The organism is Pseudomonas sp. MF6396, assembly GCF_002018915.1.
In the GTDB taxonomy this organism is placed as follows: Bacteria; Pseudomonadota; Gammaproteobacteria; order Pseudomonadales; family Pseudomonadaceae; genus Aquipseudomonas; species Aquipseudomonas palmensis.
In genome coordinates this window covers 23,707-44,990 of record NZ_MVOK01000001.1, presented here as the reverse complement: position 1 = coordinate 44,990, position 21,284 = coordinate 23,707, and the positions used below count along the sequence as shown (strand labels likewise).

22 protein-coding genes, 1 tRNA gene and 1 pseudogene are annotated in these 21,284 nt (G+C 59.7%); 10 read left to right on the top strand and 14 right to left on the bottom strand.

Translation table 11 applies throughout. The annotated features are described in order from the left end of the window. Positions 1-14: 14 nt before the first annotated feature. From MF6396_RS00255 to MF6396_RS00220, 8 genes are all read right to left on the bottom strand, one after another. Entirely contained in the window at positions 15-1,298 is a 1,284-nt protein-coding gene (locus MF6396_RS00255; RefSeq protein ID WP_078479488.1) for an arsenic transporter, read from the bottom strand. A 15-nt stretch (positions 1,299-1,313) separates the two neighbouring features. Then, positions 1,314-1,661, bottom strand: a complete 348-nt coding sequence (locus tag MF6396_RS00250) for a metalloregulator ArsR/SmtB family transcription factor (protein WP_043860440.1) — start codon at positions 1,659-1,661, stop codon at positions 1,314-1,316. Between the two features lie 98 nt (positions 1,662-1,759). Then, on the bottom strand, positions 1,760-2,458 hold the full coding sequence (locus tag MF6396_RS00245; protein ID WP_043860441.1) for an epimerase: 699 nt from the start codon (positions 2,456-2,458) through the stop codon (positions 1,760-1,762). A gap of 41 nt (positions 2,459-2,499) precedes the next feature. Continuing rightward, positions 2,500-3,357, bottom strand: coding sequence for an SDR family NAD(P)-dependent oxidoreductase (locus MF6396_RS00240; protein WP_043860446.1), 858 nt, complete (start codon positions 3,355-3,357; stop codon positions 2,500-2,502). 60 nt (positions 3,358-3,417) lie between these two features. Continuing rightward, positions 3,418-4,263, bottom strand: coding sequence for an SDR family NAD(P)-dependent oxidoreductase (locus MF6396_RS00235; RefSeq protein ID WP_078479487.1), 846 nt, complete (start codon positions 4,261-4,263; stop codon positions 3,418-3,420). Between the two features lie 58 nt (positions 4,264-4,321). Then, the gene (locus MF6396_RS00230) at positions 4,322-4,891 is read right to left on the bottom strand and encodes a TetR/AcrR family transcriptional regulator (protein WP_078479486.1); all 570 of its coding nucleotides are present in this window, start codon (positions 4,889-4,891) and stop codon (positions 4,322-4,324) included. 144 nt (positions 4,892-5,035) lie between these two features. After that, positions 5,036-6,481 (bottom strand): DUF6765 family protein, encoded by a 1,446-nt coding sequence (locus tag MF6396_RS00225; RefSeq protein ID WP_078479485.1) that lies wholly within the window; start codon positions 6,479-6,481, stop codon positions 5,036-5,038. A 212-nt stretch (positions 6,482-6,693) separates the two neighbouring features. Further along, positions 6,694-6,906: a hypothetical protein gene (locus tag MF6396_RS00220; RefSeq protein WP_078479484.1), complete on the bottom strand. Its 213-nt coding sequence runs from the start codon at positions 6,904-6,906 to the stop codon at positions 6,694-6,696. A 127-nt stretch (positions 6,907-7,033) separates the two neighbouring features. Here MF6396_RS00220 and MF6396_RS00215 point away from each other — a divergent pair, with 127 nt between their 5' ends. Then, complete coding sequence (locus MF6396_RS00215) at positions 7,034-7,279, top strand: helix-turn-helix domain-containing protein (protein WP_054914897.1); 246 nt, start codon at positions 7,034-7,036, stop codon at positions 7,277-7,279. A 105-nt stretch (positions 7,280-7,384) separates the two neighbouring features. Here the strand turns inward: MF6396_RS00215 and MF6396_RS00210 are convergent, their stop codons facing one another. Next, complete coding sequence (locus MF6396_RS00210) at positions 7,385-7,618, bottom strand: hypothetical protein (protein ID WP_078479483.1); 234 nt, start codon at positions 7,616-7,618, stop codon at positions 7,385-7,387. A gap of 840 nt (positions 7,619-8,458) precedes the next feature. On the opposite strand from MF6396_RS00210, the pseudogene MF6396_RS00205 reads away from it, so the two are divergent. Beyond that, positions 8,459-9,551: pseudogene (locus tag MF6396_RS00205) on the top strand (IS3 family transposase). A gap of 181 nt (positions 9,552-9,732) precedes the next feature. Next, positions 9,733-12,228 carry a DEAD/DEAH box helicase gene (locus MF6396_RS00200; protein ID WP_078479482.1) on the top strand — a complete coding sequence of 832 codons (2,496 nt, stop codon included), beginning with the start codon at positions 9,733-9,735 and terminating at the stop codon, positions 12,226-12,228. 259 nt (positions 12,229-12,487) lie between these two features. Here the strand turns inward: MF6396_RS00200 and MF6396_RS00195 are convergent, their stop codons facing one another. Further along, positions 12,488-12,679 carry a KTSC domain-containing protein gene (locus MF6396_RS00195; protein WP_078479481.1) on the bottom strand — a complete coding sequence of 64 codons (192 nt, stop codon included), beginning with the start codon at positions 12,677-12,679 and terminating at the stop codon, positions 12,488-12,490. 1,217 nt (positions 12,680-13,896) lie between these two features. Between MF6396_RS00195 and MF6396_RS00185 the strand changes: the two genes are divergently transcribed. Next, positions 13,897-14,154 carry a hypothetical protein gene (locus MF6396_RS00185; protein WP_078479480.1) on the top strand — a complete coding sequence of 86 codons (258 nt, stop codon included), beginning with the start codon at positions 13,897-13,899 and terminating at the stop codon, positions 14,152-14,154. Positions 14,155-14,258: 104 nt separating this feature from the next. On the opposite strand, the gene MF6396_RS00180 is transcribed toward MF6396_RS00185, so the two are convergent. The 3 genes from MF6396_RS00180 to MF6396_RS00170 all read right to left on the bottom strand — a co-directional run bounded on the left by MF6396_RS00180 (position 14,259) and on the right by MF6396_RS00170 (position 16,303). Next, positions 14,259-15,581 (bottom strand): tyrosine-type recombinase/integrase, encoded by a 1,323-nt coding sequence (locus MF6396_RS00180; RefSeq protein WP_161493019.1) that lies wholly within the window; start codon positions 15,579-15,581, stop codon positions 14,259-14,261. Between the two features lie 161 nt (positions 15,582-15,742). Further along, positions 15,743-15,818, bottom strand: a tRNA-Thr gene (locus MF6396_RS00175). A gap of 56 nt (positions 15,819-15,874) precedes the next feature. Next, positions 15,875-16,303 carry a pilin gene (locus MF6396_RS00170; protein WP_078479478.1) on the bottom strand — a complete coding sequence of 143 codons (429 nt, stop codon included), beginning with the start codon at positions 16,301-16,303 and terminating at the stop codon, positions 15,875-15,877. 216 nt (positions 16,304-16,519) lie between these two features. On the opposite strand from MF6396_RS00170, the gene MF6396_RS00165 reads away from it, so the two are divergent. From MF6396_RS00165 to yacG, 4 genes are read left to right on the top strand one after another with little or no spacing between them, the layout of a single operon-like run. Then, entirely contained in the window at positions 16,520-17,728 is a 1,209-nt protein-coding gene (locus tag MF6396_RS00165; RefSeq protein WP_078479477.1) for a type II secretion system F family protein, read from the top strand. A gap of 2 nt (positions 17,729-17,730) precedes the next feature. Further along, positions 17,731-18,600, top strand: a complete 870-nt coding sequence (locus tag MF6396_RS00160) for a prepilin peptidase (protein ID WP_058540806.1) — start codon at positions 17,731-17,733, stop codon at positions 18,598-18,600. Beyond that, positions 18,597-19,220 carry a dephospho-CoA kinase gene (gene coaE, locus MF6396_RS00155; protein WP_078479476.1) on the top strand — a complete coding sequence of 208 codons (624 nt, stop codon included), beginning with the start codon at positions 18,597-18,599 and terminating at the stop codon, positions 19,218-19,220. The genes MF6396_RS00160 and coaE overlap by 4 nt, the downstream gene beginning before the upstream one ends. Next, positions 19,217-19,420, top strand: a complete 204-nt coding sequence (gene yacG / locus MF6396_RS00150) for a DNA gyrase inhibitor YacG (protein WP_043860325.1) — start codon at positions 19,217-19,219, stop codon at positions 19,418-19,420. Before coaE ends, yacG begins: the two co-directional genes overlap by 4 nt. Here yacG and MF6396_RS00145 read toward each other — a convergent pair. Next, positions 19,417-20,106, bottom strand: coding sequence for an energy-coupling factor ABC transporter permease (locus MF6396_RS00145; protein ID WP_043860324.1), 690 nt, complete (start codon positions 20,104-20,106; stop codon positions 19,417-19,419). The genes yacG and MF6396_RS00145 overlap by 4 nt on opposite strands. 129 nt (positions 20,107-20,235) lie before the next feature. Between MF6396_RS00145 and MF6396_RS00140 the strand changes: the two genes are divergently transcribed. Both MF6396_RS00140 and MF6396_RS00135 read left to right on the top strand, forming a co-directional pair. Further along, positions 20,236-20,865, top strand: a complete 630-nt coding sequence (locus tag MF6396_RS00140; RefSeq protein ID WP_043860323.1) for a DUF1780 domain-containing protein — start codon at positions 20,236-20,238, stop codon at positions 20,863-20,865. A 168-nt stretch (positions 20,866-21,033) separates the two neighbouring features. Next, the gene (locus MF6396_RS00135) at positions 21,034-21,207 is read left to right on the top strand and encodes a DUF3094 family protein (protein ID WP_043860322.1); all 174 of its coding nucleotides are present in this window, start codon (positions 21,034-21,036) and stop codon (positions 21,205-21,207) included. Positions 21,208-21,284: the final 77 nt, after the last annotated feature.

Sequence of the window (21,284 nt, the reverse complement as noted above, 5' to 3'; positions counted from 1 at the left end):
GGCAGGCAGAATGGTCAAAGGCTCAGGCGCAGGGCCAGGGCCGAAAGCGTGATCAACAGCACAGGCACCGTCAGCAGCAGGCCGACCTTGAAGTAGTAGCCCCAGGTGATGCGCGTACCCTTGCGCGCCAGCACATGCAGCCAGAGCAATGTGGCCAGGCTGCCGATGGGAGTGATCTTGGGGCCCAGGTCGCAGCCGATGACGTTGGCGTAGACCATCGCCTCGCGCACCACACCCTGTGCTTCGCTGGCGTGGATCGAAAGCGCGCCGATCAGCACGCTGGGCAGGTTGTTCATCACCGAGGACAGCACCGCGGCAAGCAGCCCGGTGCCCAGAGACGCGCCCCACACGCCATAGGCGGCAAGACGGTCCAGCAACTGGGTGAGCAAGTCGGTAAGGCCGGCGTTTTTCAGGCCGTACACCACCAGGTACATACCCAGCGAAAACACCACGATCTGCCAGGGCGCATCGCGCAGCACGCGCCGGGTGGAGATCACATGCCCGCGCGCAGCGACAATGAACAGCACCACTGCACAGGCCGCCGCCACGGCGCTGATCGGGATGCCCAGCGGCTCGAGCAGGAACAGGCCCACCAGCAGCGCCACCAGCACGCCCCCGCCCACGCGGAAGGTGGCGCGGTCGCGGATCACCAGCACCGGCGCCTTCAGTGCCTGTACCTCGTACACAGCCGGTATGTCGCGGCGAAAGTACAGAAACAGCACCAGCAAGGTGGCCGCCACACTCACCAGGTTCACCGGCACCATCACCGATGCGTATTCGCCAAAGCCCAGGCCGAAGTAATCGGCCGAGACGATGTTCACCAGGTTGGAGACCACCAGCGGCAGGCTGGCAGTGTCGGCAATGAAGCCTGCGGCCATGACGAACGCCAGGGTCGCAGCCGGGGAGAAACGCAGCGCCAGCAGCATCGACATGACGATAGGGGTAAGGATCAGCGCCGCGCCATCGTTGGCGAACAGCGCCGAGACCGCAGCGCCCAGCAGCACGATGAAGGCAAACAGCCGGCGCCCGTTGCCGCGCGCCCAGCGGGCCACGTGCAGGGCTGCCCATTCGAAGAAGCCGGCCTCGTCGAGCAGCAGGCTGATGACGATGATCGCGATGAAGGTGGCGGTGGCGTTCCACACAATCGCCCACACCGTGGGGATGTCGTGCAGCGACACCGCGCCCAGCGCCAGGGCCAGCAGTGCGCCGAGGCTGGCGCTCCAGCCGACGCCCAGGCCGCGGGGTTGCCAGATGACCAGGGTCAGGGTGAGCAGGAAAACAGCGATGGCAGTCAGCATCGGGGCGCTCCTGGCTCAGCAGCAGGCAGCAGCACGAACGGGGCGACCGTCCATGTTGTGCAAGCGTGTGGTGTTGTCCTTGAGCCAGTCGGCATTGGCGCGCAGCGTCACCTGCAGCAGGTCGTGCACCCAGCCGGGCAGTTGCGGGTTGAGACGGTAATACACCCACTGCCCCTGGCGACGGTCGAGCAGCAGGCCGCTGGTACGCAACTGCGCCAGGTGACGGCTGATCTTGGGCTGGCTGTCGCCCAGGGCGCACATCAGCTCGCACACGCACAGCTCGCCCTGCTCTGCGATCAGCAGTGCAGCGCGAGCGCGGGTTTCGTCGGCCAGGCTCTTGAACAGCTCGGGTGGGGTAATCATTGTGGGCGGCCCTTACATATGGATAACCAAATATACGGATATCCATATGTTATCTGCAACCGGATTTTTCAGCGCCTGCCATCAACCTCCCCAGCGCGTCACCCGCCGTTGGGGGCCGGTTTTTCGCGCAAGGCCGTGTGGTAGATCTGCGCCGAATCGAGCACGGGCTGGGTGGCACCATGGCGGGCGATCGACAGCATTGCCTGGCCGATGACCTCGGTGCTCAGCACCTTTTCGGGCAACAGCGCACGCGCCAGGCTCAGCAGCGGGCCGGTGAGCCGGTAGAACACGCGGTACGCGCGGGTTCTGGAGATGGCCCCATGCAACGGCTGAATCACCGCCGGGCGCAGGATGTGCACACGCCTGAACGGCAGGCGCAGCAGGCTGTTCTCCGTCATGCCGCGCACCCGCGCCCACATCGTCGAGCTGGTTTCACTGCTGTCGGCGCCCGCCCCGGAGACGTAGATGAAGGTGGCATGCGGGTTGAGCTCGCACACGCGCTGGGCCACCGCCAGGGTCAGGCGGTAGGTCATGTGGGTGTACTGCGCCTGGGTCATGCCCGCCGCCGAAACGCCCAGGCAGAAGAAACACGCATCCACATCGCGCAGGTCGTCGTCGAGCAGCGTGGACGGGTTATCGGCGAAGGCCGGCCTGACCACCTGCCGGAGCTTGGGGTGCTGGGCGTTCAGGCGTGAGCGCCCGATCAAGCGAACGGACTCCACATCCTGCGCCGCCAGGCATTCGCGCAGCACCCCGCTGCCGATCATGCCGGATGCACCAAAGATCACTATGTTCATGGCGTAGGCTGGCCTCGCTCAGTTTGAAGGGTGCGCCGGCTTCATGCCGACGGCCATTGCGGCGGTGCCGTGCCGAAATCGGCCGCGAGGCTGACCGGCTTCCAGCGCTGCATCGCTTCGCTGCGGGCGGCCTCTTCCACCTCGACCACATACAAGGCGTCCGACCCCAACAGTAGACGCGACGGCAGCCCTTCACGAGCGGCCAGCGCCACGATCAGCTGCGCAATGCGCTCGGGGTCGCCCACTTCGTTGCCCACGTAGGACTCGATCAAGGCCTTGAACGCGGCCATCGACGCCATGTAGTCCGGGGCCAGCTCGGTGAGCGTGCTGCGGGCCTGATGGCCCCAGTCGGTACGCATGCCGCCGGGCTCCAGGGTGCACACCTGGATGCCGAACGGCGCGACCTCCTTGCCGACCACGTCACTGAACCCGCCCACGGCCCATTTGGCCGCCTGATAGGCCGACAGGCCCGGGCTTGCGATGCGACCGCCGGCCGATGACACCTGAAAGATATGGCCGCGGCCCTGGGCGCGCATCACCGGGATGGCCGCACGGGTGAGGTTGACCACGCCGAACAGATTGGTCTCGACCTCGGCTCGAAAATCATCGGTGGGGATGTGCTCGAACGGCTGGATATGGCCGAAGCCCGCGTTGTTGACCAGCACATCCAGCCGGCCAAAACGGCGCACGGCCTCGGCCACGGCGTGCCTTGCCTGCTGTTCGTCGGTCACGTCCAGTTCGAACGTGGCCAGGTTGGCGCCGTACTGCGCCTGCAGCTCGACGAAGCGTGTGATGTCGCGTGCAGTGGCCAGCACCTTGGCGCCGCTGTGCAGCGCCGCCTCCAGAATGGCGCGCCCCAGGCCTCGGGACGCACCGGTAATCAACCAGACTTCAGACATGATCATTCAACCTTTTCAAAGCGCCGACGCGGCGCATGGGCAACGTAAAAGAGGGGCTGCTCACTCGGGCCGAAAGCCGGCCTTGCCTTCCAGCATCACCGACTCGGCAAGCGCCTTCTGTGCCTGAATGTCCGCCAGGCTGCGGGCATAGCCGGCCTCCAGCGCCGCATAGGCATCCCCGCCGAGCACGGTGCGCAGCGGCGGCTTGTGCAGCTGGCTGAGGGTGTAGATGGCGTCGGCCATTTTCAGCGGGTCGCCCGAGGCGGTGTCTTCGCCATGCTGTTCGATCCACCCGCGCAGGTTGCCGACCGCACTGCCCTTGTAGGCGTCGAGCTGCTCGGTCCAGCGGATGTTGGCCACGAAGCCGGTCTTGATCGAACCTGGCTCGATGATCAGGGTGTTGATGCCGAACTCGGCCAGCTCTTGCGCCACCGCTTCGGCGAAGCCTTCCAGACCGTACTTGGCCGCGTGATACAGCGAGCCGCCCGGGTAGGCGGTACGGCCGCCGACACTGCTGACATGGATGAAGGTACCGCGCTGCTGTGCGCGCATCGCCGCCATGAAGGCGCGGGTGACCTGTATCGGCGCCATCAGGTTGAGCGCGATCTGCTGCTCGACTTCGGCGTCGGTCATCTCTTCCATCGCACCGATCACCGCCCCGCCCGCGTTGTTGACCACCACCTCCACATCGGGATGGCGGGCAGCAACGGCGCGTACCTGTTCGCGGTCGGTCACGTCGAGCGCTTCCACATGAAGGCGCTTTGGATACGCCTGTTGCAACGCCTGCATCGCCTCGACCCGACGCACTGCGGCGACCACGGTATGCCCCTGGGCCAGCGCCTTTTCGGTAAGGGCCAGGCCCAGGCCACCCGAAGCACCGGTAATGAACCACTTTTGAACAGCCATGAAGATACTCCTGTTACAAATTGTGAGTGATTAATCACTCAGTTAAAAGGCAAGGCTTTTACGCCGTAATGGCGCGCCACAGCATATGGAAGCCCAGCTGGCGGTGGCCGTCGGCCTCCTCCGGGGACTTCTCGATGTGTTCGATGGTGGTGGTGGCGATACTCTCGATCACGGAAGAAATGAAGCTGATCGGGGCATCGATCAGAACCCCGTCCTCTACCCCGCCCTCCATCGTCCTGGACACGGCCTGGAACGGCTGCGCGCCCAGTGCGCGGGTGTCTGCGGTTACCTGCCCCGACGCCGACAGCCGTGCCAGCACCACGCGCTCCAGGGCATTGTTCAGGCCCCAGCTGACATAGCGATTGAAGATGTACTCCATGCGCTGGCGGTAGTCGGCCTGGGCCGGGAAGTCCGACATCATGGCCGTCACCAGGCTTTGCTTGAGGTGCAGGTAGAGCTCCTGGAACAGCACCTCCTTGCTGCTGAAGTAGGTGAACAAGGTGCCGTCGGCAACCCCGGCGCGCCGCGCGATGCTCGACGTGCTGGCCATCACGCCCAGCTCGGCGACTGCCTGCATCGCCGACAACAGCAAGGCTTCACGTTTTTCGGGGCTGAGGGGACGTGCCATGGAGGGAGGTTCGCTTAAGAAGACTGAGTAATCAGTCAACTATATTCCTGACCCTTGGGCGAATGCAAGGGGTGGATGGCGCGACGGTGCCGAACGGCAAGCCCCCCGGCATCGCGCCGGGGGGTTGATAGCCGTTATCCGGCGCTACTCGAACAGGTTCACGATGGCGTCCGACAACGTACTCCGCTGCCGCGACCACGAGCTTGTGAAGTGATAGATATCGTTGGTCTGGACGTAGTGCTTCACGAACTGGAAGTGATAGTCGGCGGCAATCTGGAACAGGTACAGATCGCTTTGGATATTCACGTAGTTGGTGCCGAAGCGATGGATCTCGGTACTGATCTGGACCATGCCATCCAGAACCGCATGGGTATCGGGCTCCAGGTCCACATTGATTTCCGAACTTGGCTTTTCGGTAAGAATGCGCTTCCAGGCGAGCTCCGAACTCTTTCTTCCCGAGGTGCCCTTGGTAAGGTCGCAGGGGGCCTCGATGGCCTGGCGGGCTTTGCTCATTTCGTCTTTGATGCGGTCATCCAACTGCAACTTCCTGCCTGTTTTTACCTGGCAAAACAAACTGGTCAACTCGAGCCAGGCGGATTCATATTCCTTGGGGTTATCGCGCTCGACCATCTGCTTGGGGTTGGACCAGCAAGGCTTGTACCTGAACTTGGCGAAACTGTAGTCGGGGAAGTGCCCGAGCCAGCCGTGGCCCAGATAACTGGTACCGCTGGGGGCCGCTTCGAAGTTGGGGTTCGCGAACGGCACGCCCTTAGTGTCGGATGACTTCAGGACTTTCCTGTTCCAGTTTTTCGACGAGCCGTCCATGTAGTAGATGGCCTGTGGGCCGTAGCCCATCTTGGACCATTCCCAGGAGTCCGGGTCGTAGTCCGCATCCCAGTAGGTGTTCATCACGTTGTCGAGGCCGCAGTGGTCCTGGTGGGCCCAGGTGTCGGCGATCACATGCGCCCTGACCCCCAGCAGGATCAGCCTGAACCTGCGCAGCACGTCTGCGCGATTGTCCTTCAGCACCTCTGCCCCGCCGATGGCCAGGCTGATGATCTTCTCCAGCCGGTCGTCATCGGTGGCGCAGAGCACGGCATCTTGAACAAGCCTGCGCGAGAGTGCGCTTTGCGGCCGGTTGAGCATCTTGCCGTATTGCAGATCCTTCACCTTGCTGGCGTTGTACTTTCTCAGTATCTGCTCGCCGCCGAAGGTGTCGCGCTTGATGAACTTGGGCAGGTAGTTGGCCACTTCGGCGCCATGGGTTTCTTCTCGGCTGGGCGTGCCGGCCGGGTCGTTGTAGTTGCCGGGGATGAAGTGGTACGAGCACCACAGGCCATCTTCAGGCTCCCCCATCGTGCCCAGCAGCCCGCCCTGGTAGGTGTAGCGAGGGTTGTCCATCTTGGCGACGACGTTGTACTTGGCAGATTTTTGGGTGTCGCTGACCAGGCTCCAGTAAGAGGCATAGGTGCTCTCGCTGAAGAAGTCGATGAAGTTGGCTGCCTTGGCAATAAGGGTTGCATCGTCCTTGTTGAAGCCGCCGCACAGTGCTGAGTGGTAAGTACCGTAGAAGTGAAAATCCTGATCCATGCCGCTTTCCCCTAAACAGTTTTTGTTTAACAAAAAAAGACCGCAAGGGTTTATAGGCACAGCTTTAAATAGTGTCAAATGGCCATTAGTCAATGATAATTGTTATTTTTACTTCGTGTATTAACGTTGGGAAACTGCGGTTTGATGGGCATGGCGATATAGAGCGGTTCTATTTAAATTCATGGCCAATGGAGCCAGTCTGCGCTCAGTAATCAGTCGTCAGGCTTGAGCAACTTTCCACACTGCTCACTGGCCAACTGGCTGATGATCCGGATGGCCTGATGAATACCCGCCGTGTTGCGAAAGCTCAGCTGCGGGTTGTGCTCGCACTCCAGCACCTCGTCATGCTGGACGAGCGCTTCACCGAGTAGTTCGAGGGTCCAGGCGTAGCGTTGGATGGTGGACAAGCGTTCTTGGTCGGTCATGGGGATACCTGCTTCACAGCTTGCGGGATAGGGAGGGGGAAGAAGCTCGGTATAGGCCATCAGGCAATGCGCGGATGGGTCGTAAATACCGTGGTCATATAGGCATCATAACGGGACGATTCTTTCCATGGCAAGAATCTCCGCAACCCTCGATACCGATGGCAGTCTGAAAAAGCTCGGCGCAGCGATCCGGGCTCGACGCCTGGCGCTTGCGTTGTCCCAGGAAGCGCTGGCCGACGCGGCAGGCGTGGACCGTTCGCATATGGGGAAAATCGAGCGAGGGGAAAGGAACGTCACGTTCCTCAACATCTTGCGGATAGCAGTTGCGGTGGGGTGCAAGCCTTCGGAGCTGTTGGTTGATGCGAGTCTTTAGAAGTGTGCTTTTGGGAATTGATCAAAGGTTCGATTGATAGGACTTTGATAAGCCGCGCCTAATCTGTGCGCGCGGCATATTCAATGGCGTTCAACCAAACTGTTCTCAGCCGCCCTCACCCGAAATTGGATCTTCAAGTTCAAGCAACTTGCCACACTGCTCACTGGCAAGCCGGCTGATGATCCGGATGGCCTGATGAATACCTGCTGTGTTGCGGAAGCTCAGTTGCGGGTTGTGCTCACACTCCAGCACTTCGTCATGTTGAACGAGCGCTTCACCGAGCAATTCGAGGGTCCAGGCGTAGCGCTGGAGGATAGACAGGCGCTCAAGGTCAATCATGAGGATTTCCGCCCTGTGACTTGTAAGTGGCTTGCGTGAAGATGGAGTAGAAATGGTGCGTGGAATACGCCGCCGGCGTACCAAGGCGGAGAGCGGATGCGAGGATCCTGCTCAGAATGCGGATAGGCATGCATGAGACTCCAAGTTTGATTTTGGAGCTACCACGATCCTTCCTACGGGATTGGGTGGCAGCTGTGCATGGGGTAGGAATACCGGGAAACTTGGAACCCGGCCAGGCCGAAGCCTGCCCACACACAGCCGCCATAACACATCGCAGCGAGCGAAAAAAACGCCAGCCGTTGTGATGGGGGCGCCTAGTGCATGCGCCAAGTTTACCAGCAGGTTCCTACACCTGATCGCAGATTTTTCTGCGACTGGAGGAATTTATGCCTCGTGGGATCGATTCGCAAGCGCTGAGGCGGGCGGAAATTTCCTAGAGTTTTGAAGGAAGGAGGATCAAAAAATTGATTTCCTACAACCTAGATGTATGGCGTCTTCTTGCGGCCAATTTACTTTCCGAACTCCAGCATTAAAGAGACAAAACGAGACAGGCAGAAACAACAAAGCCTGCACTAGGCGGGCTTTTCAGGACGTTTCGTAGACAATCATAGACTTCTGGAAACTGGTCTTTGGTGCGGAGACAGGAGTCGTATCAATTCTCAACCATATGAATTAAATCAGTATTATTCTTCAGGATAGAAGTCTCTATCTCTAAAATTATTCTCAGCCTATTTCCCCCGTGAAATGCCTTGGCGAGATGATGGAAGACGCTGAAGTGTAGTGGTCTAATGATTCCGGACACCCATTTAGGCGAGAATGCTCGCCATAGAGAGGTGTCTGATGACCAAGCAACGTCGTACCTTTACGCCCGAGTTCAAACGCGAAGCTGCCAGCCTGGTGCTCGACCAAGGCTACAGCCACATCGAAGCAGCCCGTTCGCTCGGCTTGCTGGAGTCGGCCCTGCGTCGATGGGTCAACCAGCTCCAGCAAGAGCGAGGCGGTGGCACTCCGACCAGCAAGGCGCTGACGCCCGAGCAGCAAAAAATCCAGGAATTAGAAGCCCGAATCAATCGGCTGGAACGGGAAAAATCGATCCTAAAAAAGGCCACCGCGCTCTCGATGGCCGAGGAACACGAGCGTTCGCGTTAATCAATCAGCTCCGCTCTGAAGAGCCTGTTGATCTGTTGTGCTCGGTATTTGAAGTCACCCGATCTTGCTACTACGCGCACTGCCGAAAACGTCGAATTCCCGACGTTGAGCGGCTGGTTTTACGCAGCCGAGTGAACGAACTGTTCACCCAAAGCCGCAGCGCGGCGGGCAGCCGAAGCATCATGTTTATGATGCGCGAGGACGGCATAAAAATTGGGCGCGTCAAGGCGCGTAAGCTGATGAGCGAAATGAAGCTAATCAGTAAGCAACCCGGTTCACATGCCTACAAAAAAGCAACGGTCGAGCGACCAGATATTCCGAACGTGCTGGATCGAGCGTTCACCGTATCGGCACCAAACGAAGTTTGGTGCGGTGACATCACCTATGTCTGGGCTCAAGGTTGCTGGCACTATTTGGCTGCCGTCATCGATCTATTCGCCCGCCGCGTGGTGGGCTGGGCATTTTCAGCGAAGCCCGATGCCGACCTGGTGATCAAGGCATTGGACATGGCCTATGAACAGCGTGGTCGGCCACAGAGCGTGCTGTTTCACAGCGACCAAGGCAGCCAATACGGCAGCCGAAGCTTCCGTCAGCGGCCGTGGCGTTATCGGTTCAAACAGAATGGGTGCCAACAGTGGGATACATGAGTGCTTCCCTGGCACAGCAGGATATTGGTCGGTTTTTGATGCAGCGCTACAACTGGCAACGGCCACACCAATTCAACGGCGGACTAGCGCCCGCCGTGGTTGAAGAAAAACTTAACGCAGTGTCCGGGGTTAGTTGACCACTACAAACCGACCTCGCGAAAGCGCCCGCCGAACGCTCTCGTAAGAGAAAGCATAAGGGAGTATGCGATCGAGAACGCTGTCCTTGAAAAGTCTCCAGCATATGACTAGGTTAGAACTCCATGACGTCCACCGTCGGTGAACGCTGCCTGCCATAGATAATGGTTCAAAGGACTGACAATGATTGACTTCGCCAGTTTGGCTGGGAAAGCTAAAGAATCTCCCGATTTTGACCTCTTGAAACTGTATGCTTCTCTGGACGTCAAAAGCACTCACACCGAGCCACGCACCACTCAAAAAGAGGCAATGCTGTCCCTCACCGCCAGGCACTCAGAAAAAGATCTTGTCCTTAAAATCAGTACGGGTGCAGGTAAAACTGGTGTGGGGCTGCTGTATCTGGTCGGGCATATGCGGAAGACCCGTCGCCCTGGGGTTTACTTGTGTCCGACACTTCAGCTCGTTGAACAGGTGCTGAGTGAGGCCTCAAAGCTTGGCATCGATGCTCATCACTATCCATCCGGGGAACCCTTTCCTCACCCCGCGTGTGTGAGAGGGGATGCGGTACTCGTCTGTACCTATGAAAAACTGTTCAACGCCAAAAGTACGTTTCAACGTCAAGACGTTAACCTTGTACCCGAAGCCATCGTTTTAGATGACGCCCATGCAGGATCCGAGATCGTCAGAAAGCAGCTCACCCTCCAACTTCATGGCGAACCTTTCATTGCTCTCAAAGAAATACTCAAGTCTCAATGCAAGTCATACCATTCCACCAAATGGTCAGATGTTGAGGCTGCAGACCCACAAGCCTTGTTAGAGGTTCCTCATTGGATATGGTCGGAACTGTGCGATGAAATCCGGCCAGCACTACACAGCTATGCCTCTGAAGACAGGTTTCGATTTGTTTGGCCGTTTCTCGAAAATTTGCTCCCGTTTTGCCGATGTGTCCTTTCAGGTTCCCATGCGGAGATTTCACCTGAAATTCTTCCTGTCGATCAACTGCGCGCTTTTGCAAACGCATCACATCGACTCTTCATGTCTGCGACATTAGCAGACGACTCTCTGCTGGTAAGAGAGCTCGGCGTTATGCCCTCGGCAGCGCTTACAGCGATTTGTCCCCCTTCAGATCAGGGTTTAGGAGAGCGGATGATCTTAGCGCCCGCCTTGATCAGTCCCGAGATGGACAGGGACTACCTGATGACGCTATGCCAATCGCTGTCCCTTAAGCACAACGTCGTTGTGCTCACTTCAAGCGAGGTCAGCGGTAGAGAGTGGGAAAAGTATGGCGCACAGTTCTTTGCTGGTGATCAAGTAAGCACTGCCGTAAAAAGGCTTAAGGATCCCAGTTCAAGCCTCAAATTTGCGGTGTTCGCTCAACGCTATGACGGTGTCGATTTGGCAGATGATGCCTGCAGGATCTTGGTGATCGATAGCGTTCCGTACGGCGAAAGCCTGATCGACAAGAATGATGCGCAGCTCATCTTCAGCCCGGGCGGCGTACGCAACAAAACCGTATATCGCATTGAGCAGGGTATGGGGCGCGCAGTGAGATCTCACGCTGATTACGCGGTGGTTTTATTGGTGGGCCAGGACATGGCGACCTACATCGGTCGGTCAGAAGTCTTAGCTGCAGTAACCCAGGAAACTCGAGCCCAGATCGATCTCTCTGTCGAGTTGGCGGAACTGATGAAAAGCGCTGGTGGGGATGCAAAATCGGCGTTTACGCAAGTGATCCAGCAATGTCTCGGACGCGATCCAGGATGGAAGAGTTTCTATAATTCGCGAATTCGTACAGGAACTAAGGTGGTGGCTGAACCATCGGAAAAACGGATTCAGCTAGCTAGTGCAGAACGGGAAGCATACCGACTCGCTTCCTCAAACAGGGGGATGGAGGCGATTCCTAACATCAGAACGGCACTGAATAATTCAGGGGTGGAGGGAGAAGAGCTTGGCTTGTATCTTCAACGAGTGGCCCGAATTGCTTATGCCATAGACCCTGCAGAATCTATGAAGATTCAACAGGCTGCTCGGCAGTATTGTAAGTCCACCGCATTACCGCCCTCCACCCCGAGAAAGCCAGTTTCTGTTGAAGCAGTTTCTGCTGCTGAACGGTTCTGCCATTGGATCAAAGCTTTCTCAACGCTAAATGCGGCGGTAATAGAGGCAACGAAGATTAGCGGCTCCCTTGATTTCAACCAAAAGTTTCGTGTAGTTGAAAAGTCGGTAATGGAACTGGGGATTGCCTTGGGCGCAGACTCGACGCGCCCCGAGATCGATTTTTCAATCGGTCCGGATGTGATCTGGTTTTGGGGGAATCATCTGTTCGTGATTGAGGTGAAAAGCGAAAATCAGAAAACGTTGCATAAGGGGGATAGCGGCCAGCTACACGACAGCATTCAGTGGGCGAAAGAATGCTATCCCGTTTTCGCTGATCGAATAACGCCGATCACCGTGGCGAAAGTTTCACAAGCGGACCGAGACGCTCACTATCCGGCCAATACTCGAGTATTGCTTGAGTCAGGCTGCAAGGCCCTTGCCCAAGGGCTTAAGCACGCGTGTATGAGGCTTTCAGAGCAGGGCAATCTTTTTGTTACCCCGTTAAACGTCGCTGCAATTATGACGGAGTTCAAAATCTCTCCTGATCAATTCTTGTCTCAGCACACCATACCGATAGGGTGACTTTATTCCGCGTATCCATCAGTCGAGGTGGAAGCGTATTCTGCTCTCAAGGTGCCGTTCATATTCTGTGGACGGCTCGTTCGGCGTGGGCGTTCATAGCGTCTAAGGACGTTTCCATACAAGCGGGTCCTCGCGGCCAAGCGTGCTCATTCCCAGCCTCTTGTGGAGTGTCCGAGCGAGCGGGTGCTGTGGGTCGAAAGCAGTCATCCAATACCAGCAGCTATCGATCTAAAGCTGGTCTTCTCAGTGGGGAGTACAGTCAGCACTGATAGCGGTCGCGAATGACCCGATCAAAATGAGCTCCCACGGATGCGGCTTTCATCAACCCTTGATGCACCTCAGGTGGCACACCGCAAAAGTCATAGCTGCGACCTTGCTTGAACGCAATCTTCATTCTGCGAGTGGCTGCGTCGTAGCCATCTTCTGCTCTCCAGTCCTCGCCCCACGTCATCCCGCCAAGAATGCTGAGTGTTATCAGGGATCAAGGCCCCTGCGAGCTGTGGGGAATGTCCTCTTCGAGGGACGGGCGGCTCCTTACGACCGGGAGCAAGGGCATCTCATGATCTGGCCTCCTGAACACCGTAACCGGTGGGCGGGTGGAGGCTGCACAGGCTGACGAGACCGGCGCCTGAAAACCCTGAGCTGGGTGAACGCAGTAATGCGATGACCGGGGCATGCCTGACTGTCAGTCAGGTGCAGTCCATTCCTTGGTCTGCGGCACCATCATCTGCACAGCTGTTGCTGGTGACATCGGCGTTTGTCACGCCGATTGTCACGAGTGGAGTTGCCGCAAAGCCAAGTGCGATGAGGGCTGCAGCAGTGTTAGAAGCGCCCGTCTCTTTCCAGGAGAAAGAGACGGGCGCAGGTTGACGCAAGATTCGGCCAAGCGGATAGATTGCTGCAGAGCAGCGAAATAGAAAGTGTTGTCTGGCACACGAGGGCCATGATCTGAAGTTGGCATCCATCACCGGGGAGGTGACCGGGCGAGCTGCCGGACGCGAATCGCTATTTGGGGGGAAAAACCACCGCAGGAGCGGCGTGACCTTGAAGGCTCGGGTCACCTGGGGTGCTGTCAACGACAGCCTTTGCACTGTCTTTTCTACGCTCGCAATACGAGAGGGTCAAGCGATGTGCCCCGCATGGTTTTGCGATTGAAAATGGTACTGGGCGTGTGCGGAACACCGAGGCAACCAGTGGCCGATGTGGTGCTTTTGATCTTTTTAGGTAAGGTCCATCCAAACAGGGCGGCTTTGCAGCCCTGTTTGGATGGACCTGCGTGGAAAGCGGATCACCGAAATCTCAAAGGCATACACTCACTCGACTGACCCACGCCTTGCTAAGCGCTGCGCGAACCAGCGTCCCCCCCTTGACCACGTGCAGCTCACGGGCAAGCGTAAGCTGACCAGGTAGCTGTACCGTCAAATGCACCAGCCCCGCATCAGAGTCAGGACATTTTTTAACGGGTAACGAAAACGCCCCCCCCTGCTACAAAGAAAGCCTCGACCCTGGTACGGGTTCGGCTTACTCAAAAGCTACGCTATCAAAATAAATTCTCATATGTAATTTACAAATATAATTTATGTATGTACGGTAGCGCCTATCTCCAGCCAGAAGATGATTCGCGGCCGAGATAACCGCTAACCCATTCCACCAGCGAGATTCAAAGCCATGATCGATCACCTCCACCGCGCCAAAGAAAAGAAGATGGCGTACGTGCTGCACACTGAGTTCAAGTATACGAAGTCCGCTATTGCAACCCTGATGCGAATCAGCCCGCAGCAGATGGGGCAATGGATCAAGGAAGTGCATTATGAGGTCCAAATTCATCGGTTGAACGCTGAGCTGGCGCAAATCAAAAATGAGCTCATCGGCCTGGGTTACACCCCTCAGAAAGCTCTCAACGCTAGTGATTTCGAAGGGTTGTAAGCTATTCCATGGGCGTTTGGCGCCATCCAAGCAGGGCGGCTTTGCAGCCCTGCTTGGATGGCGCCGCATGGAAAGCGAATCACCGAAATTTCAAAGCCGTGCGCTCACTCGACTGCGCCACGCCTTGCTCTAAGGCTAGAGACGTTTGTCCCGGTCTGACTCGCGAACTCATGTGGCGAAATATGCTCCTGCCGGTTCGCTTCGAGGTAACGGCTCCACCAACTCATGATCAATCGCCGCTCCTCCAAGAACTCGGCCTTGTGGATATACGCCGCCCGAACATTGTTGCGCTCCCTGTGGCTCATCTGCCGCTCGATAGCCGTCTCTGACCACAGCCCGGATTCGACCAAGGCACTGCACGCCATGGACCGGAAGCCATGCCCGCAGATTTCGGTCTTTGTGTCATAGCCCATGTTCCGCAGAGCACTGTTGACCGTGTTCTCGGACATTGGCTTCCACGAGCGAGCGTCACTGGTAAACACCAAATCGAAGTACCCCGTGATCGCATGAATCTGTTCGAGCAACGCCACCGCTTGCGGCGACAGCGGGACCAGATGGATGTCGCCCGCCATCTTCGTTCCTCTAGTCGAATACGGGACGCCGTCCAACGCGGGCCGCGTGTCAGGTATCTCCCATATACCTCGCTTCAGGTCGAACTCACTCCAACGTGCGAAGCGCAATTCGCTGGACCGGACAAACACATGCAGGGACAGCATGACGGTCAGCCGAGTGAGCGTACGTCCCTTGTAGTTCTCGATGCGGTCCATCAACTCAGGCAAACGAGAGAGCGGGAGTGCAGGCCGATGCGTAACCCGTGGCGCGCTGATGAAGCCCTCAAGGTCATATGCAGGGTTCACCGTGATCAGCCGCAGCCGCTTCGCCTCACGCATGATGCTTTGCAGGTAGTTTTGTACCCTCAAAGCCACATCGATCGTGCCGCGTTTCTTGATCGCCTCAAGCGGCTGCATGAGGTCGAAAGTATCCAGATCAACGATGGCCCGTGCGCCTAGCAGCGGGAATACGTGAGTCTTCAAACGACTCAGCACAGTCCTCGAATGGCCAGGCGCCCACTTCACGGACATTTCCTTATGCCAGTCCAAGGCAACGCGCTCAAAGGTGTGCCCTCTGACAACCGCCTCGGCCTTGGCCTGCTGCTTGAACGCAATCGGGTCAATGCCTTCAGCCAGCATCCGCTTAGTCTCCAGACGCTTCTGCCGAGCATCTGCGAGACCGATGACAGGATAGTTGCCAAACGAGGTCAGCCCCTCTCGCCCATCCGGTTTCACATACCGGAAGCGCCAGCCTTTGCGGCCATTGGGGTAAACGAGGAGGTAAAGACCGTCGCCGTCGAAAAGCTTGTAGGGGCGGTCTGTAGGTTTTGCCGAGCGGCATGCGCTGTCAGTCAGGGGAGCAGTAGTACGAGCCATAAGGGTAAACCCCTTTATCGAATCGACTTTATCCCAAACGTTACCCCTAAATAGGCTGGCAGCTGTCGGATTCCGACGGAACGCCATAACGAAAAAACCCGCCAGAAGGCGGGTTTTACGGGGGTTCCAAAGATTTTGGTAGCCTTCGCTGGAACCTGAACTGGTGCCGGAGACAGGAATCGAACCTGCGACCTTCGCGTTACGAGTGCGCTGCTCTACCGACTGAGCTACACCGGCGTGGCGACAACGCTACCATTGCCGCCACGCTTTCGCAAATCACTGTTTATCAACAGCTATTGCCCACCACTCGCCTGCACCGCGGTGCACCCGGCCGGGGCCAGGTCGGCCTCGATATCGGTGCTGCACGTCCACCCCGTGGCCGAACGGGCCCAGGTCAGGTGCTTGCCCGCCACCGGCGCCGGCGCATCCACCAGCACGCAGGCAAGGGTGCCCACACCGGTCGCCGCCACGCCCTGCGCACTCAAGGTGCAGTTGGCCGTGGTCGGCTGGCCGCCAAGGGCGACGACATCGGCCACGTCCTTGCCCTGGTTGATCTGCACTTCGAAGGCGGTCTTCAATGCCGACACCTCGGCCAGCGCCGCCGTGGCCTTGGCCCGCGCCTGGTGGTTGGTGTACATGGGCATGGCAATGGTCGCCAGAATGCCGATGATCGCCACCACGATCATCAACTCGATCAATGTAATACCGCGCTGTCCCTTCATGGGCACTCCCCTCGCAAAAACTCACAAATCCCGCCACGGACACCGCCGCAGACCAGCGCGCCAGTAGGCCCGAACAGACACCTTTTGTCACCCTGCGGGTACTTAACCCAGCACCGCGCTCGACTACTCTAGTGGCCACCGGGCGGGATTGCCCGAGCCTATCACCCTGAAGCTGTTACAGGGTTTGTGACTGTCCACCGCTGCATGGAGGTAGCGATGAACCACAAGACAAAAACCTATGCCTGGCAAGGCATCGACCGCTCCGGCACCCACGTGAGCGGGCACAGCAGCGGGCAGAACAGTGCGCTGGTGAAGGCGCTGCTGCGCGGTCGCGGCATACGCCCTACCCAGGTGAGCCCGGCACGCCGATTTACCCTGCAAATGCCCGCTTCGCTCGGCGCCCAGGACATCACCCGCTTCAGCCGCCAGCTGGCAACGTTGTTCAAGGCCGGCGTGCCGCTGCTGCAAGGGCTGGGCATGATCGCCGAAGGCGCCAACAACCCAGCGCTGCGCAGCCTGCTGGGCACCCTCAAAAACGATATCGCCGCCGGCTGCGGCCTGGCCGATGCGCTGCGCAGGCACCCGCGCCAGTTCGACAGCCTGTATTGCAACCTGGTGGCCGTGGGTGAGCAAACCGGCTGCCTGGACAGCCTGCTCGACCAGCTGGCAACGCTGCAGGAGAAACGCCAGGCGCTGCGGGCCCGGCTGAAAAAGGCCATGGCCTACCCCGCGCTGGTGCTGCTGGTGGGGTTGGGGGTGGCGGCGCTGCTGTTGCTCAAGGTGGTGCCGCAGTTTCAAGCCATGTTCGCAGGCTTCGGCGCGCCGTTGCCGGCCTTCACCCAGGGTGTCATCAACCTGGCCGACTGGCTGGGGCAGTATCTGCTGTGGGTGCTTGGGGTAATGCTGGCCACGGGATTTGCCCTGCGCCGCGCCTTCGAGCGTCAGCAGGCGGTGCGTTTATGGGTGTTGCGCCAGGGGCTGCGCATGCCGGTTCTGGGGCCGGTGATGCAGCATGCGGCGCTGGCTCGTTTTGCGCGTACCCTGGCCACTTCGTTCAGTGCCGGCGTACCGCTCACCGAAGCCCTGGGGCCGGTGGCCGCCGCGTGCGGCAATACGCTGTACGAGCAAGCCGTTCTGCGGCTGCGCCAGGCCATCGGCAACGGCCTGTCGATGAGCGCGGCGATGCGCAACGAGCCGCTGTTCCCGTGCCTGGCGGTACAGATGTGCGCCATTGGCGAGACATCCGGCACGCTCGACGATATGCTCGACCGGATCGCCAGCCACCACGAAACGGCCGTCGACGAATGGCTCGACAACCTGGCCAGCCTGCTGGAGCCGATGATCGTGCTGATTCTCGGGCTGGTGGTGGGCAGCCTGGTGGTCGCCATGTACCTGCCGATCTTCCAGCTGGGCGATGTGATCTGACTATGGACCTGTTCGAAACCCTGGCCCGCCAGCCGCTGGCCTACCAATGCGTCGCCCTGTTGCTTGGCCTGATTGTGGGCAGCTTCATCAATGTGCTGGTGCATCGCCTGCCGATGATGCTGGAACGCCAATGGCGCTGCGAGGCCCGCGAAGTGCTGGAGCTGCCCAACCCGGCCGAGCCACGTTTCGACCTGATGCTGCCCCACTCCCACTGCCCGCACTGCCAGCACCGCATCCGCGCATGGGAGAACATACCGGTGCTGAGCTACCTGTGCCTGCGCGGGCGCTGTTCGGCCTGCAAGGCACCGATCAGCCCGCGCTACCCGCTGGTGGAGCTGGCCTGCGCAGGGCTTGGCCTGTTCGCGGCCTGGCATTTCGGCTTCAGCGCCAGCGCGGCGGCGTTCATGCTGTTGAGCTGGGGCCTGCTGGCGATGAGCCTGATCGATATCGAGCACCAGTTGCTGCCCGATGTGCTGGTGCTGCCGCTGCTGTGGCTGGGCCTGATACTCAATGCCTTCGAGGTGTTCGTGCCGCTGGACCAGGCGCTGTGGGGCGCCGTGGCCGGTTACCTGAGCCTGTGGACGGTGTACTGGCTGTTCAAGCTGGTCACCGGCAAGGAGGGCATGGGCTATGGCGATTTCAAGCTGCTGGCCATGCTCGGCGCCTGGGGCGGCTGGCAGATCCTGCCGCTGACGCTGCTGCTGGCCTCGTTGGTGGGCGCGCTGCTGGGCCTGATACTGCTGCGCCTGCGCAACCAGCAGGCGAGCACGCCGATTCCGTTTGGGCCCTATCTGGCCATTGCGGGCTGGATCGCGCTGCTCTGGGGTGGTCAAATGACCACTTCCTATCTGCAATTTGCCGGACTGCAATGACCACACCCGCCTTCACACCCTGGATTCTCGGCCTCACCGGTGGCATCGGCAGTGGCAAGAGCGCCGCGGCGCAACGCTTCATCGAGCTGGGCGTACACCTGGTGGATGCCGACCAGGCCGCACGCTGGGTGGTCGAGCCCGGGCGCCCGGCGCTGGCCAGCCTGGTGGAGCATTTTGGCCCCGGGGTGCTGCAAAGCGACGGGCAACTGGACCGCGCCGCCCTGCGCCAGCTGATCTTCAGCGACCCGGCGCAACGCCGCTGGGTGGAAGCCCTGCTGCACCCGCTGATCGGCCAGGAGATCTTCAGCTACCTGGCCAAGGCCGAGTCGCCCTATGCGGTGTTCGTTTCACCGCTGATGATCGAGTCGGGCCAGTATCAGCGCACCCAGCGCCTGCTGGTGATCGACGCGCCGCAGGCCTTGCAGATCGAACGTACACTGCAGCGCGACCAGACCAGCCCCGAACAGGTGCAGGCCATTCTCAAGGCGCAGACCAGCCGCGAAGAGCGCCTGCGCCATGCCCACGACGTGATCGTCAACGACCGCGACTTGGCCTGGCTGCATTCGGAGGTCGACCGCCTGCATCACTTTTACCTGACTTTGCGTGGAGGCCAAGCATGAGCCAACCCCTGACCGTAGACTGCCCGACCTGTGGCGCCCCTGTTGAATGGAGTGCCACAAATACCTACCGGCCGTTCTGCTCCGACCGCTGCAAGCTGATCGACCTGGGTGCCTGGGCCGCTGAAGAGCACAAGATTCCGGTGGCACCGGATGCCGAAGACGAGCTGTTCTCCGGCGACTTCAACCCGCGCGAACACTAGCCGCGCGGTTCGTCGTCCTTCCACGGGGCCTGCAGGTAGCGGGTCCGGTTGAAGGTTTCCAGCCACTCGGGGCAGAACACCACCAGCGCACTGATTACCATGCCGTTGATGAAGGCCTCGGGGAAGATGATCAGCCACAGGTAGCCGATGAAGTCCGACAGCCATTCGGGCATCACGAAGATACCATCCAGCCACAGCCAGCCAAGGCTGGCCAGCAGGCACAGCAAGGTCGCCAGCGCGGCGGCGAAAAAACCCGAACAGAAGATGTACACGAACAGGTTTTTAGGCTGTGCGCGCTCCACCAGTATGGCCACCCCCTCCGTCACCAGCACCGGCAGGCCAATCAGCAGCAGGCCGTTGACGCCCATCGCCGCCAGGTCCTGACGCCCCAGCGCCACCAGCCCCACCTGCGCCACCAGGCCACCGACGATTGCCAGCGGCCAGTCCAGCAGCAGGGTCACGGCGGTCATGCCGATGAAGTGGTACGACACGCCGGTGTCGAAGTCGCGGCGTACCAGCCACAACGCGAACAGCGCGAAGATGGTGCCGAACAGCAGGTGCTGACGCCGCCGGTCGGTGAACAGCTCGACCCACGGCGCGCGCCACACCGCCCACAGCAGCAGCGGCACGTAGCACAGCCAGCCCAGCAGCAGGCTTTGTTCCGATAACACTTGTGCGCCAATCACGGCTGTCTGCCCCTTGTGTGCATTGCGCCCGACGATGGCTCATTCTACACACCGTTCCACGGCCTGTTGCCGCCATCCACCGGGCCTGGAATGCAGCGTTGTCATGATTTGGGCGCTAAGCTTGTGCCCATGGATGACTCAGACTACCTGCGCCTGCTAACCATTCAGGCCGAACAAGCCAATGCGTTCCTGTCCAATGCCCGCAAATGGGAGCGCGAGCGTTGGGTATGCCAGCGCCTGCTGCAAGGCCTGAACATCCCCTACCGCAGCGAGGACTTCACCGCCGCCGGTCAGGAACCACCGGATGTGCTGTTTCGCGATGCCGCCTTCGAGGTGTTCTTCGTGCTCGACGAAGGGCGCCGGCTCAACGACGAATGGCGCGAAGAACTGCAGCGCCGGCGCAGCGCGTTTTCCCTCGCGCAGCTGGTAAGGCGCGAGGCCCGGCCGCGACGCATCAGTGCGCAGGAGCTGCTGCAGCGCCTGGCGCCCACCCTGCGCAAGAAGTCGCACAACTACCGCGAACGCAACCTGGACCTGGGCGAACTGGACATCATTGCCTTCGCCAGCCTCAAGCGCGAAGTGCTCGACCTCAACAGCCACTTCCCGCCGCCCACAGAATACCTGCGCCAGGGCTGGCGCTCGCTGTCGCTGGTGGGCCCGACCTTCGCCCGGGTGCTGTTCGCCCACCCCGATGCGCCGGATTTTCTGCGCGCCAACCTGGGGCGCAGCATCGTCTTCGACGTGGGGATCAGCCTGTGATCGCCGCCCCCTGCCAAAGCGGGATGGCATAAATGCGGCGCGGGTGATACAAAGCGCAATCATTCGCTGTCACGAGCGCTTCGATCCCCCAGGTAAGCCTTTGGCGACGGACTACAGTGAACACTGTAGCGTTCCCACAGTCACATGCGTCTACCTGACGAGGCCTCCATGACCAGCCGCCTGAACCCCGAAGACCAGCGACGAGTCGATGAATACCTGCGTGCCCCCCAACACCAAGTCGAGCGCAAGCCTTTCAGGCCATGGCTGCTCCTTGCTCTGGTGGTGGGCGTGACGATCAGCCTTGGCCTGTTGAGCCGCCTCCTGAGCCACCTGGTGCTATGAGCTGCCTTGCGCTCGCCCAAACCGCCCGCCCTGCGCGGCCGGCCACTCAGGACCCAACCCAAAATTCCGCAAACCTT